The sequence below is a fragment of the Bacteroides caecimuris genome, assembly GCF_001688725.2.
Lineage (GTDB): Bacteria > Bacteroidota > Bacteroidia > Bacteroidales > Bacteroidaceae > Bacteroides > Bacteroides caecimuris.
Genome location: NZ_CP015401.2, coordinates 1618320 through 1634603 on the forward strand (window position 1 = coordinate 1618320; position 16284 = coordinate 1634603).

General features: G+C 41.6%; 16 protein-coding genes. 14 read left to right on the forward strand and 2 right to left on the reverse strand.

The window, feature by feature from the left end:
- The first annotated feature begins 14 nt into the window (after positions 1–14).
- The 14 genes from cysC to A4V03_RS06860 all read left to right on the forward strand — a co-directional run bounded on the left by cysC (position 15) and on the right by A4V03_RS06860 (position 14296).
- Positions 15–623, forward strand: coding sequence for an adenylyl-sulfate kinase (cysC, locus tag A4V03_RS06795; RefSeq protein ID WP_065538372.1), 609 nt, complete (start codon positions 15–17; stop codon positions 621–623).
- 76 nt (positions 624–699) lie between these two features.
- Complete coding sequence (gene cysD / locus A4V03_RS06800) at positions 700–1611, forward strand: sulfate adenylyltransferase subunit CysD (RefSeq protein ID WP_024988247.1); 912 nt, start codon at positions 700–702, stop codon at positions 1609–1611.
- Positions 1612–1623: 12 nt separating this feature from the next.
- A complete protein-coding gene (cysN, locus tag A4V03_RS06805; protein WP_024988248.1) occupies positions 1624–3084 on the forward strand; it encodes a sulfate adenylyltransferase subunit CysN in 1461 nt (486 codons plus the stop codon).
- 82 nt (positions 3085–3166) lie between these two features.
- The gene (locus tag A4V03_RS06810; RefSeq protein ID WP_024988249.1) at positions 3167–4273 is read left to right on the forward strand and encodes a sulfotransferase family protein; all 1107 of its coding nucleotides are present in this window, start codon (positions 3167–3169) and stop codon (positions 4271–4273) included.
- Between the two features lie 25 nt (positions 4274–4298).
- Entirely contained in the window at positions 4299–5267 is a 969-nt protein-coding gene (locus A4V03_RS06815) for a PCMD domain-containing protein (protein ID WP_065538374.1), read from the forward strand.
- A gap of 167 nt (positions 5268–5434) precedes the next feature.
- On the forward strand, positions 5435–6559 hold the full coding sequence (locus tag A4V03_RS06820; protein WP_065538375.1) for an OmpA family protein: 1125 nt from the start codon (positions 5435–5437) through the stop codon (positions 6557–6559).
- A gap of 74 nt (positions 6560–6633) precedes the next feature.
- Positions 6634–7050 carry a Holliday junction resolvase RuvX gene (gene ruvX / locus A4V03_RS06825; RefSeq protein ID WP_065538376.1) on the forward strand — a complete coding sequence of 139 codons (417 nt, stop codon included), beginning with the start codon at positions 6634–6636 and terminating at the stop codon, positions 7048–7050.
- Between the two features lie 43 nt (positions 7051–7093).
- Positions 7094–7648 (forward strand): peptide deformylase, encoded by a 555-nt coding sequence (def, locus tag A4V03_RS06830; protein WP_065538377.1) that lies wholly within the window; start codon positions 7094–7096, stop codon positions 7646–7648.
- A 76-nt stretch (positions 7649–7724) separates the two neighbouring features.
- Positions 7725–9755, forward strand: a complete 2031-nt coding sequence (locus tag A4V03_RS06835) for a tetratricopeptide repeat protein (protein ID WP_065538378.1) — start codon at positions 7725–7727, stop codon at positions 9753–9755.
- Positions 9756–9837: 82 nt separating this feature from the next.
- The gene (thrS, locus tag A4V03_RS06840) at positions 9838–11778 is read left to right on the forward strand and encodes a threonine--tRNA ligase (protein ID WP_065538379.1); all 1941 of its coding nucleotides are present in this window, start codon (positions 9838–9840) and stop codon (positions 11776–11778) included.
- 72 nt (positions 11779–11850) lie between these two features.
- Positions 11851–12462 (forward strand): translation initiation factor IF-3, encoded by a 612-nt coding sequence (gene infC / locus A4V03_RS06845; protein WP_065538380.1) that lies wholly within the window; start codon positions 11851–11853, stop codon positions 12460–12462.
- A 68-nt stretch (positions 12463–12530) separates the two neighbouring features.
- Positions 12531–12728 (forward strand): 50S ribosomal protein L35, encoded by a 198-nt coding sequence (rpmI, locus tag A4V03_RS06850; protein WP_004326827.1) that lies wholly within the window; start codon positions 12531–12533, stop codon positions 12726–12728.
- A gap of 98 nt (positions 12729–12826) precedes the next feature.
- Positions 12827–13177, forward strand: a complete 351-nt coding sequence (rplT, locus tag A4V03_RS06855) for a 50S ribosomal protein L20 (RefSeq protein ID WP_004297540.1) — start codon at positions 12827–12829, stop codon at positions 13175–13177.
- A gap of 357 nt (positions 13178–13534) precedes the next feature.
- A complete protein-coding gene (locus tag A4V03_RS06860; RefSeq protein WP_065540323.1) occupies positions 13535–14296 on the forward strand; it encodes an EFR1 family ferrodoxin in 762 nt (253 codons plus the stop codon).
- 17 nt (positions 14297–14313) lie between these two features.
- Here the strand turns inward: A4V03_RS06860 and xpt are convergent, their stop codons facing one another.
- Together xpt and A4V03_RS06870 are read right to left on the reverse strand one after the other, a co-directional pair.
- Positions 14314–14886 carry a xanthine phosphoribosyltransferase gene (xpt, locus tag A4V03_RS06865; protein WP_065538381.1) on the reverse strand — a complete coding sequence of 191 codons (573 nt, stop codon included), beginning with the start codon at positions 14884–14886 and terminating at the stop codon, positions 14314–14316.
- A gap of 90 nt (positions 14887–14976) precedes the next feature.
- Positions 14977–16284: a phenylacetate--CoA ligase gene (locus tag A4V03_RS06870; protein ID WP_065538382.1), complete on the reverse strand. Its 1308-nt coding sequence runs from the start codon at positions 16282–16284 to the stop codon at positions 14977–14979.

The window sequence follows — 16284 nt, forward strand, 5'->3', positions numbered from 1 at the left end:
AAATAAATCTGTAAATGGAAGAAAAGAACCATATATATCCGATATTTGACCGCATGATGACGCGGCAGGATAAAGAAGAGCTTTTAAGACAACACAGTGTGATGATCTGGTTTACCGGATTGAGCGGTTCCGGAAAGAGCACGATTGCTATTGCGTTGGAACGTGAACTCCACGGGCGCGGATTGCTTTGCCGTATCTTGGATGGGGATAATATCCGTAGTGGAATTAATAATAACCTGGGATTCTCTGAAACGGACCGGGTGGAAAATATTCGTCGTATAGCTGAAGTGTCTAAGCTGTTCCTAGATAGCGGTATCATTACGATTGCCGCATTTATCAGCCCTAATAATGATATTCGCGAAATGGCTGCAAATATCATTGGTAAGGATGACTTTCTGGAAATTTTCGTGAACACTCCATTAGAAGAGTGTGAGAAACGTGATGTGAAAGGGTTATATGCGAAGGCACGGAAGGGAGAGATTCCGAATTTTACAGGAATTTCCGCACCATTTGAGGTGCCGGAACATCCGGCTTTGTCACTGGATACTTCTCAATTGACTTTGGAAGAATCGGTGAACCGTTTGTTGGAACTTGTTTTGCCAAAAGTGAAGAATATAAAATGAAGAATGAGGAATTAGGGATGAAGAATTAGTGTGCGGTTATCAGCAAATTCATAATTCGTAATTCATAATTTTAAAAATAATGGAAGAATATAAATTAAGCCACTTGAAGGAACTTGAAGCAGAGTCTATTCATATCATCCGCGAGGTGGCGGCGGAATTTGAGAATCCGGTGATGCTTTACAGTATCGGTAAGGATTCTTCGGTGATGGTACGTTTGGCTGAAAAAGCGTTTGCTCCGGGTAAGGTGCCATTCCCGTTGATGCACATCGATTCGAAATGGAAATTCAAGGAGATGATTCAGTTCCGTGATGAATATGCGAAGAAGTACGGATGGAATCTGATTGTGGAAAGTAATATGGAGGCTTTTCAGGCAGGGGTAGGACCTTTCACGCATGGAAGTAAGGTGCATACGGACCTGATGAAGACGCAGGCGTTGCTTCAAGCGCTGGATAAATATAAGTTTGACGCTGCATTCGGTGGAGCCCGCCGTGATGAGGAAAAGTCACGCGCGAAGGAACGTATTTTCTCTTTCCGAGATAAATTCCATCAATGGGATCCGAAAAATCAACGTCCTGAATTGTGGGATATTTATAATGCCCGTGTGCACAAGGGGGAGAGTATCCGTGTATTTCCGATTAGTAACTGGACAGAGTTGGACATCTGGCAGTATATTCGTTTAGAGAATATTCCGATTGTTCCGCTTTATTATGCTAAGGAACGTCCGGTGATTAATTTGGATGGTAATATCATTATGGCGGATGATGAGCGTCTGCCCGAAAAGTACCGGGATCAGATTGAAATGAAGATGGTTCGTTTCCGTACGTTGGGCTGCTGGCCGCTGACCGGTGCGGTGGAAAGTGGGGCGGCTACCATCGAAGAGATTGTGGAAGAAATGATGACTACCACCAAGAGTGAACGTACTACTCGTGTGATAGACTTTGACCAGGAAGGTAGTATGGAACAAAAGAAACGTGAAGGATACTTTTAATTGTAACTAGTAATGGCAGATAATAAATTAGATATAAAAGCTTTTCTGGATAAGGATGAACAGAAAGATTTATTGAGACTGTTGACGGCAGGTTCGGTAGATGACGGAAAATCAACATTGATCGGACGCTTGTTATTTGACAGCAAGAAATTGTATGAGGACCAGTTGGATGCACTGGAACGCGATAGTAAGCGTGTAGGAAATGCAGGTGAGCATATCGACTATGCGTTATTGCTGGATGGTTTGAAAGCAGAACGTGAACAAGGAATTACGATTGATGTGGCTTATCGCTATTTTTCTACGAATGGACGTAAGTTTATCATTGCGGATACTCCGGGACACGAACAGTACACCCGTAACATGATTACCGGCGGATCTACGGCGAACCTAGCTATCATTTTGGTGGATGCCCGCACGGGAGTGATTACCCAGACTCGTCGTCACACTTTCCTGGTGTCTTTGCTGGGGATTAAACATGTGGTGTTGGCTGTCAATAAAATGGACTTAGTGGATTTCTCGGAAGAGCGTTTTAATGAAATTGTAGCTGACTATAAGAAGTTTGTTACTCCATTGGGGATTCCGGACGTAAACTGCATTCCGCTTTCTGCATTGGATGGGGATAACGTGGTGGATAAGTCAGAACGTACTCCGTGGTATAAGGGAATCTCTTTACTTGATTTCCTTGAAACGGTTCATATTGACAATGACCATAACTTTGCAGATTTCCGTTTCCCGGTTCAGTATGTGCTTCGTCCGAATCTGGATTTCAGAGGATTTTGCGGTAAAGTGGCATCGGGGATTGTTCGCAAAGGCGATACAGTGATGGCACTTCCTTCCGGAAAAACATCTAAGGTGAAGAGCATTGTGACTTACGACGGGGAGTTGGATTATGCCTTCCCACCGCAGTCTGTGACTTTGACGCTGGAAGATGAAATCGATGTGTCACGTGGTGAAATGTTGGTGCATCCTGACAATCTGCCGACTGTGGATCGTAACTTCGAAGCTATGATGGTTTGGATGGATGAAGAACCGATGGATATTAATAAATCGTTCTTTATTAAGCAGACTACCAATTTGAGCCGTACGCGCATCGATACGATAAAGTATAAGGTGGATGTGAATACAATGGAACATCTGTCTTTGGAGAATGGTCAGTTGACCAAAGAGACTTTGCCTTTGCAATTGAATCAGATTGCCCGCGTGGTATTGACTACGGCTAAAGAGCTGTTCTTTGATCCTTATAAGAAAAATAAATCGTGCGGTTCTTTTATCTTGATTGATCCGATCACCAATAATACTTCAGCGGTAGGTATGATTATCGACCGGGTGGAAATGAAAGATATGAGTGATACGGAAGATGTTCCGGTATTGGATATGACGAAGCTGGGAATTGCTCCGGAGCATTATGAAGCGGTAGAAAAAGCTGTGAAGGAGTTGGAACGTCAGGGCTTTGCCGTACGACTAATAAAATAGATTGTTAAACAATAATTTGGAAGTTGGAAATGATGGTTTTACTGTCATTTCTAATTTTCAGTTTTAAATTTTAATTCATAAAGTGGGATTACTCGAATTTAATAAACTTCCGATTAATACATTGGTAGGTGCCGACTGGAAGACATTTAAGGCTATTACTGCCGGTCGTGAAATTGATGCAGCTTACAAGGGGAAATATCGATTGACCAAGGCTGTGTGCCGCTTGCTTTCTCCATTGGCGTCATTACAAGACAAACGTTACGAGAAACTGCTCGCTAATCAGCCGTTGGAGCATGATCCGGTATTCATTCTGGGACACTGGCGAAGCGGAACTACGTTTGTACATAATGTGTTCTCTTGTGACAAGCATTTTGGGTATAACACTACTTATCAGACTGTATTTCCTCATCTGATGATGTGGGGACAACCATTCTTCAAAAAGAATATGAGTTGGCTGATGCCGGATAAGCGTCCGACGGATAATATGGAACTGGCAGTGGATCTTCCTCAGGAAGAGGAGTTTGCTTTGTCGAACATGATGCCTTATACCTATTACAATTTCTGGTTTCTGCCGAAGTATCAGCAGGAGTACGCTGATAAATATCTTTTGTTTGATGATATAACGGATGCCGAATTGAAGGTGTTTGAAGAGGTGTTCACTAAATTGATTAAGATTTCTTTGTGGAATACTCACGGTACTCAATTTCTTAGTAAGAATCCTCCGCATACCGGAAGGGTGAAGGAATTGGTGAAAATGTTCCCGAATGCTAAGTTTATCTACCTGGTGCGTAACCCGTATACCGTATTCGAATCTACACGCAGTTTCTTTACAAATACGATTCAACCGTTGAAGTTGCAGGATGTCAGCAATGAACAATTGGAGGAAAATATCCTTTCTATCTATGCAAAGCTTTATCATAAGTATGAATCGGATAAGAAATTTATTCCGGAAGGTAACCTGATAGAAGTGAAATTTGAAGATTTCGAAGCGGATGCGATGGGCATGACGGAAGCTATTTATAAGTCTCTTTCTATCCCGGGATTTGCCGAAGCACGTAGTGATATAGAAAAATATGTGGGCGGAAAGAAAGGATATAAGAAGAATAAATATAAGTATGATGACCGTACGATTCAATTGGTAGAAAAGAACTGGGATTTTGCTTTGAAACAATGGGATTATAAATTATAAGAAGAAAAAGAAAGGAAAAGTATTGATGATTCAGAAAAGTATTCATCGCCTGTTGATGACAGGTTTCGTTGCATTTATTTCTTCCTTGTCTATGATGGCGCAACATAAAGTTGAAATGGTTCCTTTTGGGGACATGGATCAATGGATAGACCGTCAGATAAAGGAGTCGAGCATTATTGGCGGAAATACTAAGAATGTATATGAGATAGGACCGACATCGGTGATTAAGGGAGATCAGGTTTATAAGAATATGGGCGGATCGCCTTGGGCTACTTCAAATGTGATGGCGAAAGTGGCCGGTATCACGAAAACCAATACTTCGGTTTTTCCGGAAAAGCGGGGAGATGGCTACTGTGCACGTTTGGATACGCGCATGGAAAGTGTGAAAGTGCTGGGATTGGTTAATATTACAGTGCTGGCGGCAGGCTCTATCTTTACCGGTTCGGTACATGAACCGATTAAAGGTACTAAAAATCCGCAGAAAATGTTGCAGACGGGTATTCCGTTTACAAAAAAACCGGTTGCTCTTCAGTTTGATTACAAGGTGAAGATGTCTGACCGGAAGAATCGTATTCGTGCTACCGGTTTCAGTAAGATTACGGATGTACCCGGAAAAGATTATCCGGCAGCTATCTTGTTTCTGCAAAAACGTTGGGAAGACGCTAATGGAAATGTGTACGCGAAACGGATAGGGACAATGGTGACTTATTATTATCACTCTACGGACTGGAAAAATAATGCGACCTACGAGATTATGTATGGTGACATAACGAGTCGTCCGGAATATAAGTCGCACATGATGCGTCTGCAAGTGACGGAAAGTTATACGGTGAACAGCAAGGGTGAAAGTGTACCTATTCATGAAGTGGCTTGGGGAGATGAAAATGATGTTCCTACTCATATTTGTCTTCAGTTCACATCCAGTCATGGGGGAGCTTACATCGGCTCGCCGGGAAACACATTGTGGATTGACAACGTAAAATTAGTGTATTAATGAATGAAAATTTACGTGTTTTTTTGTTTGTATTATATTAAATATCTATATTTGCACTGATTTTTGAAAAAGGAGAATCAATGTTGTCCCCTTAAGCAGGTGAGAGACAGGTAGTTTCTTGAGTTTACGAAGACAATTGAAATTATTATTTACTAAAATAAATTGAGATGAAAAAAGGTTTATTAGTTGTTCTGTTGGCAGCAACTTCAGTTGGTCTGTCTGCACAAGAAAATGCAGCAAAGAATTTTAAGGTAGAAACTAATCGCTTTGGTGCTAATTGGTTTATTAGTGGTGGCGTTGGCGCACAAGTGTATGTTGGTGACCATGATGGGAAAGCTGACTTTGGAAAGCGTATTGCTCCGGCACTCGACATCGCTGTAGGTAAATGGTTTACTCCGGGTATCGGATTGCGCGTTGCTTACAATGGTCTTCAAGCTAAAGGTGCTACTCCTTTTGCTAATGGTCCGCTTGTAGACGGTGGTCAATTCTCTAACGGTTACTACAAAGAAAAATGGAATGTAATGAACTTCCACGGAGATGTAATGTTGAATCTTACTGACATGATCTGTGGTTATAAAGAAGATCGTTTGTATTCTTTCATCCCTTATGCCGGTGCTGGAGTTGTACGCGGTGCTGATTTTAACGAGCTGGGCTTGAATGCAGGTTTGATTAACCGTTTCCGTCTGTCTTCAGCTTTGGATTTGAACGTTGAATTGCGCGGACTGCTGATGAAGGGCGCATTTGGCAACTCAGGTCCTGAAGGAATGGCCGGTGTGACTGTAGGTGTTACTTACAAGTTCAAGAAACGTGGCTGGAATGCAGTTCCTACTGTACCGATGGTTCCGGAAAGCCAATTGAACGAAATGAGAGACAGAGTAAACGCTCTGAAGGGTGAAAACGAAGCTTTGAAACGTGATTTGGTTGAAGCACGTAACAAAAAACCGGAAGTGATCGTTAAGAAAGAAGCTGGTTTCATTCCACGTTATGTTGTTGTATTTAATATCGGAAAGAGCAACATCAGCAAGAGAGAGTACATGAATATCGAATCTATGGCTAAGGCTATCAAAGCAACTGATAAAACATTTACTGTAACAGGTTATGCTGATAAAGGTACTGGTTCTGCTGAATATAACATGAAATTGAGTAAGAAGAGAGCTGAAGCAGTTCGCGACCTGATGGTTAATGAATTCGGTGTTCCTGCTTCTCAGTTGAAAGTTGATTACAAGGGTGGCGTAGGCAACATGTTCTATGATGATGCTAAGTTAAGCCGTGTAGCTATTGTTGAAGAATAATATACATTTTAAATAATAGAATAAAAGAGACGTTTCCTTTCACGGGAAGCGTCTTTTTTGTATTTTTGTGCCCCATGAGCAGAATAGTAGCAATAGATTATGGAAGAAAGCGTACGGGGATAGCTGTGAGCGATACTATGCAGTTGATCGCAAACGGACTGACAACGGTGCCTACGCATGAACTTCTGAACTTTATCGGTGAATATATGACTAAAGAACCGGTTGAGAGGATTATTATTGGATTGCCAAAGCAAATGAATAATGAGGTTTCGGAGAATATGAAAAATATAGAACCTTTTGTTCGTTCGCTGAAGAAGCGTTATCCGGATCTTCCGGTCGAGTATGTGGACGAACGGTTCACTTCCGTTCTTGCGCATCGTACTATGTTGGAGGCCGGTCTGAAGAAAAAGGACCGCCAAAACAAAGCATTGGTGGATGAGATAAGTGCTACTATTATTTTGCAAACATATTTAGAGAGTAAACGTTTTTAATAGAAGATATTGAATCACTTAATTTTTAGTAGAGTATAAAAATATGATTTTACCTATTTATGTATATGGTCAGCCTGTATTGAGAAAGGTTGCAGAGGACATAACACCGGATTATCCGAACCTGAAAGAGTTGATTGAAAACATGTTTGAAACAATGGTACATGCCGATGGCGTAGGACTGGCTGCTCCGCAGATTGGTTTGCCTATTCGTGTGGTTACTATTACGTTGGATCCGCTTTCGGAGGAGTATCCTGAATTTAAAGATTTCAATAAGGCTTATATCAATCCCCACATTCTGGAAGTCGGAGGCGAAGAAGTGAATATGGAAGAGGGCTGTCTCAGTCTTCCCGGTATTCATGAAACAGTGAAAAGAGGTAATAAAATTCGCGTGAAATATGTGGACGAGAATTTCGTGGAGCATGAAGAAGAGGTAGAGGGTTATCTGGCTCGGGTGATGCAGCATGAGTTCGATCATTTGGATGGTAAGATGTTTATTGACCATCTCTCGCCGCTTCGTAAGCAGATGATTAAAGGAAAACTGAATACGATGTTGAAGGGAAAAGCACGCAGTTCTTATAAAATGAAACAGGTGAAATAAAGATAAAAAACGTTTATATCCCTGTTAAGTAAGCGAAAAACATTATTTTTGCTTCGTTTACAAGCATAAAATATCAATGGTAAAAAGAATCTTAACAGTTTTATTACTGTTTCCAACGCTGGTGTGTGCTCAGATAAATACAGATCGAGTGATGACTATTGCCCGAAACGCTCTTTATTTTGAGGACTATGTGCTTTCTATTCAGTACTTTAACCAGGTTATTAATGCTAAGCCTTATTTGTATGAGCCCTATTTCTTCAGGGCATTGGCAAAACTAAATCTGGAGGATTTTCAGGGTGCTGAAACAGACTGTGATGCAGCTATCCAACGCAATCCGTTTGTGGTGGGTGCTTATCAGATTCGTGGTTTGGCAAGGATCCGTCAGAGTAAATTTGATGGAGCGATTGAGGATTACAAGAAAGCATTGCATTATGATCCGGAGAATATTACCTTATGGCATAACTTGACATTATCCCATATCCAGAAGAAAGATTATGATGCTGCGAAAGAGGATTTGGAAAGTTTGCTGAAAGTATCTCCGCGTTATACCCGCGCTTATTTGATGAGGGGGGAAGTATCCTTGCAACAGAAAGATACGATTGCTGCTTTGAATGATTTCAATAAGGCTCTTGAGCTGGATAAATATGATCCGGACGCATGGTCAGCAAGAGCGATCGTTAAATTGCAACAGGCTAAGTATGCGGAAGCTGAAGCGGATTTCAACCGTGCTATTCCTTTGAGCGCTAAGAATGCCGGAAATTATATAAACCGTGCATTGGCGCGCTTTCACCAAAATAATTTGAGAGGCGCTATGAGCGATTATGATTTGGCGTTGGATATTGATCCGAATAATTTTATCGGTCATTATAACCGTGGTTTGTTGCGTGCTCGGGTAGGGGATGATAACCGGGCTATTGAAGATTTTGACTTTGTCATCAAGATGGAACCGGATAATATGATGGCTGTCTTTAACCGTGGATTGCTACGTGCTCAAACGGGGGATTATCGTGGGGCAATACAAGATTACACGACCGTTATCAATCAGTATCCGAACTTCCTTGCCGGATATTACCAGCGCTCGGAAGCTCGCAGAAAGATTGGCGACAAGAAAGGAGCGGAGCAGGACGAGTTTAAAGTCATGAAAGCTCAAATAGATAAGCAGAACGGCGTGACGAATAAAGATGTAGCACAGAATAAGGATGAGGAAGACGAAGGTGAAGGCGGAAAGAAGACCCGTAAGAAATCAGATAAGAATATGAATAACTATCGTAAGATAGTGATTGCAGATGATTCTGAGGCTGAACAGCGTTATACAAGTGATTATCGTGGTCGCGTGCAGGATAAGAACGTAAATATAAAACTGGAACCGATGTTCGCTTTGACTTATTATGAGAAGATGAGTGACGTGAAGCGTTCGGTGAACTTCCACAAATATATTGAGGATTTAAACCGTGCGGATGTACTTCCGAAACGTCTTCGCATCACGAATATGGAAGCCCCGTTGACGGAAGAACAGGTGAAAGTGCATTTTGCTTTGATCGATACACATACGTCGGCTATTGTGGAAGATGAGAAAAATGCCTCGAAACGTTTTGCCCGTGCAATTGATTTTTATTTGGTGCAGGACTTCTCGAGTGCGGTTTCTGATTTGACTCAGACTATCTTGTTGGATGGTGATTTCTTCCCGGCATATTTTATGCGTGCATTGATTCGTTGTAAACAGTTGGAATATCAGAAGGCTGAGCAAGCTGTCGAAACAGATGTCGTTTCTGGTGATAATAAGCGTAAAGAGATTACTGCGGTAGATTATGAGGTGGTGAGAAAAGATTTGGATAAGGTGATTGATTTAGCTCCGGATTTTGTATATGCATATTATAATCGTGCCAATGTTTCTGCCATGTTGAAAGATTATCGGGCTGCAATTGTCGACTATGATAAGGCAATTGAATTAAATCCTGATTTTGCAGACGCTTACTTCAACCGTGGATTGACTCATATTTTCTTAGGAAATAATAAACTGGGTATTTCAGATTTGAGTAAAGCCGGTGAGTTGGGGATTGTTTCTGCTTATAATGTTATCAAACGTTTTACGGATCAATCGGAATAACATTTTTTTGATAAAAAATAGAAAACTCAAAAGATTTAGTTACTTTTGCGTTCAAATTATGAAAATATAACATCATCATATTATGATAAAGATAACATTTCCCGATGGCTCCGTTCGTGAGTATAACGAAGGAGTGAACGGTTTACAGATTGCTGAAAGTATCAGTTCGCGTCTGGCACAGGAAGTGCTGGCATGTGGAGTGAACGGCGAGACTTATGATTTAGGACGTCCTATTAGTGAAGATGCTAATTTTGTTCTTTATAAATGGGATGATGAAGAAGGTAAACATGCGTTTTGGCATACAAGTGCACACTTGCTGGCGGAAGCTTTGCAGGAACTTTATCCGGGTATCCAGTTTGGTATCGGGCCGGCTATCGAGAACGGATTCTACTATGATGTGGATCCGGGTGACGCTGTGATTAAAGAAAGCGACCTTCCTGCCATTGAAGCTAAAATGTTGGAACTGGCTGCAAAGAAAGAAAACGTAGTCAGAAAAAGCATTGCAAAGACAGATGCTTTGAAGATGTTTGGCGATCGTGGCGAAACATATAAATGTGAGTTGATCTCTGAGTTGGAAGACGGACATATTACGACTTATACCCAGGGTGCATTTACAGACCTTTGTCGTGGACCTCACTTGATGACGACTGCTCCGATCAAGGCTATAAAGTTGACTTCAGTGGCTGGTGCTTACTGGCGTGGTCATGAAGATCGTAAGATGCTGACCCGTATTTATGGTATCACGTTCCCGAAGAAGAAAATGCTGGATGAATATCTGGTGTTGCTGGAAGAAGCGAAGAAGCGTGACCACCGTAAGATCGGTAAGGAGATGCAGTTGTTTATGTTCTCTGAAACTGTAGGCAAAGGACTGCCTATGTGGTTGCCGAAAGGTACTGCATTGCGTCTGCGTCTGCAAGAGTTCTTGCGTCGTATTCAGACACGTTACGATTATCAGGAAGTAATCACTCCGCCAATCGGTAATAAATTTCTGTATGTCACTTCAGGTCACTATGCAAAATACGGTAAGGATGCATTCCAGCCTATTCATACTCCGGAAGAGGGTGAAGAGTATTTCTTGAAACCGATGAACTGTCCTCACCACTGTGAGATTTACAAGAACTTCCCACGCTCGTATAAGGATCTTCCATTGCGTATTGCAGAATTTGGTACGGTTTGTCGTTATGAACAAAGTGGTGAGTTACACGGCTTAACTCGTGTTCGTAGCTTTACACAGGATGATGCGCATATCTTCTGCCGTCCGGAACAAGTGAAAGATGAATTCCTTCGTGTGATGGATATCATATCTATCGTGTTCAGTTCTATGGATTTCCAGAATTTTGAGGCACAGATATCCTTGCGTGATAAAGTGAACCGTGAAAAGTATATCGGTAGCGATGATAATTGGGAAAAGGCTGAACAGGCTATTATCGAGGCATGTGCGGAAAAAGGTTTGCCTGCTAAGATTGAGTATGGAGAAGCTGCTTTCTATGGTCCTAAACTTGACTTTATGGTGAAAGACGCTATCGGTCGTCGTTGGCAGCTGGGTACAATTCAGGTTGACTACAACTTGCCGGAACGTTTTGAACTTGAATATATGGGTTCTGATAATCAGAAGCATCGTCCGGTAATGATTCACCGTGCTCCGTTTGGATCAATGGAACGTTTTGTTGCCGTACTGATTGAACACACTGCCGGTAAGTTCCCGTTGTGGCTGACACCGGAACAGGTAGTTATTCTGCCAATCAGTGAGAAGTTCAATGAATATGCAGAGCAGGTGAAGACGTATCTGAAGATACACGAAATCCGTGCGATTGTAGATGATCGTAACGAGAAGATTGGCCGTAAGATTCGTGATAATGAGATGAAACGTATTCCTTATATGCTGATTGTCGGTGAAAAAGAAGCTGAAAATGGAGAAGTTTCTGTTCGTAGACAAGGCGAAGGGGATAAAGGAACCATGAAATTTGAAGAATTTGCTAAAATTTTGAACGAAGAAGTTCAGAATATGATAAATAAATGGTAACTTTGCAGCCGTTTCAGAATAAAATATTTAGTATAACAATAAAAAGATCAAACTAGGAAGTAAACGTTTTTAATGAAGAATGACACTCTAAAAGGGCAATACAGAATCAATGAACAGATTCGTGCCAAGGAAGTTCGCATAGTGAGCGATGATATTGAACCGAAAGTATATCCAATCTTTCAGGCTCTGAAAATGGCTGAAGAGAGAGATTTGGATTTAGTGGAAATTTCTCCTAATGCTCAACCCCCTGTTTGTCGTATTATTGATTATTCTAAATTTCTTTATCAATTAAAGAAACGCCAGAAGGAACAGAAAGCGAAGCAGGTGAAGGTTAATGTGAAGGAAATCCGTTTCGGACCCCAGACAGACGACCATGATTACAACTTTAAGTTGAAGCATGCTAAGGGATTTTTGGAAGACGGCGATAAAGTGAAGGCTTATGTATTCTTTAAAGGTCGCTCCATCCTTTTCAAGGAGCAAGGTGAGGTGCTTTTGCTTCGTTTTGCAAATGATCTGGAAGACTACGCTAAAGTAGATCAAATGCCGATACTGGAAGGAAAGCGCATGACTATTCAGCTTTCTCCGAAAAAGAAAGATGCTCCTAAAAAGTCGGCAACAGCTGGAGCACCGAAACCTGCTGCCCCTGCACCAAAAGCAGAGAAGCCGGAAAAGGGCGAAGAATAAGAAAAGATGCGTAACGCGCAGGTATAGTGCGTTGCCATTATATATTTAATAATTTAAAAACAAGTAAGATGCCAAAGATGAAGACTAACTCCGGTTCTAAAAAAAGGTTTACCCTTACCGGAACAGGTAAAATCAAAAGAAAGCACGCTTTTCACAGTCACATTTTGACTAAGAAAACTAAGAAGAGAAAAAGAAATCTGTGTTACTCTACAACTGTTGATACAACAAATGTAAGCCAGGTTAAGGAACTCTTAGCAATGAAGTAATCAAAAGCGTAAAAGTATTATTAAAGTATTAACCGAATGCATTAGCCTGAAGTTCGCTGCGTGAAGTAGCGGCGCTAACATTCAAAAAAAGTAAAACTATGCCAAGATCAGTAAATCATGTTGCTTCAAAAGCAAGAAGAAAGAAAATTTTGAAATTAACCAGAGGTTACTTTGGTGCAAGAAAGAATGTATGGACCGTAGCTAAAAACACTTGGGAAAAGGGTTTGACTTACGCGTTCCGTGACCGTAGAAATAAGAAAAGAAACTTCCGCGCTCTTTGGATACAACGTATCAACGCTGCTGCACGTCTTGAAGGAATGTCTTATTCTAAATTGATGGGCGGTCTGCACAAAGCCGGTATTGAAATAAACCGTAAGGTTCTGGCTGATTTAGCTATGAATCACCCGGAAGCTTTCAAAGCTGTAGTTGCAAAAGCAAAAGCTGCTTAAGCATCAATAGTTTACGAGTTACAAAGTGTCAGTTACTAAGCTAGTAACTGGCATTTTTCTTTTGTTAGGCAGATGAAAGGGAATAAAAAAATGTTAGTTGGCAAACAAATTCCTTTTTTTCTTGTTAGTTTCATGTATTCTTATTACATTTGTGGTACAAAAATATTAGCCGTATCGACTAGATCGGGAAACTCTTCAAATTAATCTGATGCACCGAGAAAGCTTCGTTCTTCAATGGCGGGCCACATCCTTCGGGACAGCTTTAAGCCGGTGGATTACAACGAGGGCGAGCGCTCAAATCTTGTTCTATCAGAGTTTCATCACATCGTCGATGCGGCTTTTTTTATATACTTTTCTATGATATTCTATTTCTCCGGTACAGGTAATTCTAAATGGATTGCAAATCAGCTTTCCAAAGAGCAAAAAGAAGAATTGGTTTTTATTCCCGATGCGTTAAAGGACAGAGCGTTCGAGTTTTGTTTGCGGGAAGATGAAAAGATCGGTTTTGTATTTCCAGTCTATTCATGGGCTCCTCCTGCAATTGTACTTCATTTTATTCGGCAACTCTCTTTAAAGGGGTATAAAAGACAATATTTGTTTTTTGTTAGTTCCTGTGGGGATGATACCGGGCTTACGCAGCAGGTGTTGGAGAAGGCTTTGAGTCATAAAGGCTGGAAGTGTCATGCCGGCTTTTCTGTGGCTATGCCCAATAATTATGTGCTGCTTCCCGGTTTTGACGTAGATAAGAAAGAGCTGGAGGAGAAAAAGCTGGCAGATGCTATTCCGGCTGTCAATCGAATAAATGCTTCGATAAGTAGGAGAGAGGAGTTGTTTCTTTGTCATGAAGGGAGTATTCCTTTTATTAAGACGAGGATTATCAATCCTTTATTTAATCGCTTTCAGATGTCTCCCGGGAATTTTTATACTACGGATGCTTGTATTGGATGTAAGCGTTGTGAGAAGAGTTGTCCGGTAGGGAATATTATGATGATGGACAGAAAGCCTGTTTGGGGGATGGATTGCACCTCATGCCTGGCATGTTATCATGTTTGTCCGCAGCATGCGGTGCAATATGGGAAAAGAACGAAAGATAAAGGGCAGTATTTCAATCCTAATTAATCTACTCGCCAATTAATCTACTCGTCTTTGATTTTAATACAGCAATTGGATAAATCTTCAATGATAGCCAGACTTTCTACTCTGACGCCTTGTGCCTCAAGTTTTTTGCGTCCATTTTGGAAGGCTTTTTCAATAATGAATCCCATTCCCACCAAGTTTGCTCCGGATTGTTTGATGAGGTCGATAATTCCTAATGCGGCATTGCCATACGCGAGGAAGTCATCCACGAAAAGGATGTTGTCGTTTGGAGTGAGGAAATCGGTACTGATAACTACTTCATAATCACGATCTTTGGTAAATGAATGCACAGTGGTGCTTAGTGCATTCTGAATGGTTTTAGGAGACTTCTTCTTTGCAAATACAACTGGTAAATCCATCAGGTAGCCTGTCATGATAGCCGGGGCGATGCCACAGGCTTCGATTGTCATGATCTTATTTACGTTTGTGGCTGCAAAACGACGGACAAACTCGACTCCGATTGATTTCATCAGGACAGGATCCATTTGATGATTAATAAAACTGTCTACTTTCAGGATACCTCCTTCGTAGCATTTTCCGTCTTGCAGAATTCTTTTTTTAAGTAATTGCATGCTGTATGATATTAATAAATAATGTGCTAATATTCCATTTCCGCATGGTGAAAACAGCGGTTGGTATATTAGCACATGGATATTTGAATCTTACTTGTTGTCTCTTAAGTCTTCCACCCGTACGGCTTTTCCTTCGCTTTGCGGGAGAGAGCCTTTCTTTACCAGTTTAACTTTAGGAGTTACTAATATTTCATCCTTCAATTGGCGGGTAATATCCTTTCGGATCTTCTCCAGTTCGATATAATTGTCGGTAGAAAGGTCGCTTAATTCTACTTCGACGATCATTTCGTCTTGGTTGTTGACAGCTTCTAGTGTAATCAGGTAGTTGCTGCCTAATTCGGAGAATTGTACCAGAATCTTTTCTACCTGCATCGGGAAGATGTTTACTCCCTTGATAATGAACATATCATCACTGCGGCCTTTGATACGGTCGATGCGGATATGAGTGCGGCCACATGGGCATTTCCCGGGAAGAATACGGGTTAAATCGCGGGTACGATAGCGAATTAACGGCATCATTTCACGATCAAGAGTCGTAAGTACTAGTTCTCCGATTTCTCCTTCCGGAACAGGTTCGCCTGTTTCCGGATCGATAATTTCTACCAGGTAACAGTCTTCCCAGAAGTGCATTCCATTCTGTTCCTTGCATTCGAAGGCAACACCGGGACCGTTCATTTCTGTCATGCCGAAGCTGTTGTAGGCTTTTACACCCAGCATCTTTTCTATTTTCCGGCGTTGTTCGTCGGTGTGGGGTTCGGCACCGATAACCAAGGTTTTCAGTGTGGTTCCTTTGGGATCGAGACCTTCTTCCTGAAAGACTTCTGCAAGGCGGATGGCATAGCTGGGGATAGCATGTAAAGCGGTGGTCTTAAAGTCGTTGATGAATTTAATCTGTCGTTTACTGTTTCCTGCAGCGGCAGGGACTGTGAGGCAGCCCAAGCGTTCTGCACCGTATTGGAAGCCTAAACCTCCTGTAAACATACCGTATCCGGAGCTGTTTTGGAAAACGTCAGTCTTGCGTATTCCTACTGCGTACAGACAGCGGGCTACCAAGTTGGCCCAAGAGTCGAGGTCGTGCTGTGAATGAACAATAACAGTAGGGTTTCCGGTAGTACCACTGGAAGAGTGAATACGTACACCATCATTGTTCATATCACCAGCCACCAGTCCGAACGGGTAGTGGGCGCGCATGTCAGATTTGGTAGTGAAAGGTATTTTGCGGATATCATCCAATGACTGTATGCTATCTGCTGTGATGCCATGTTTGCTGAAAACTTCTTTGTAATATGGAGCGTTCGCAGCTATATTGATTGTTTTTTTAAGCCGTTGAAGTTGCAATTCCTGCAACTTCTCCCGGCTCATGGTTTCTAATTCTTCTTCCCAGTATTGTGTACTCAT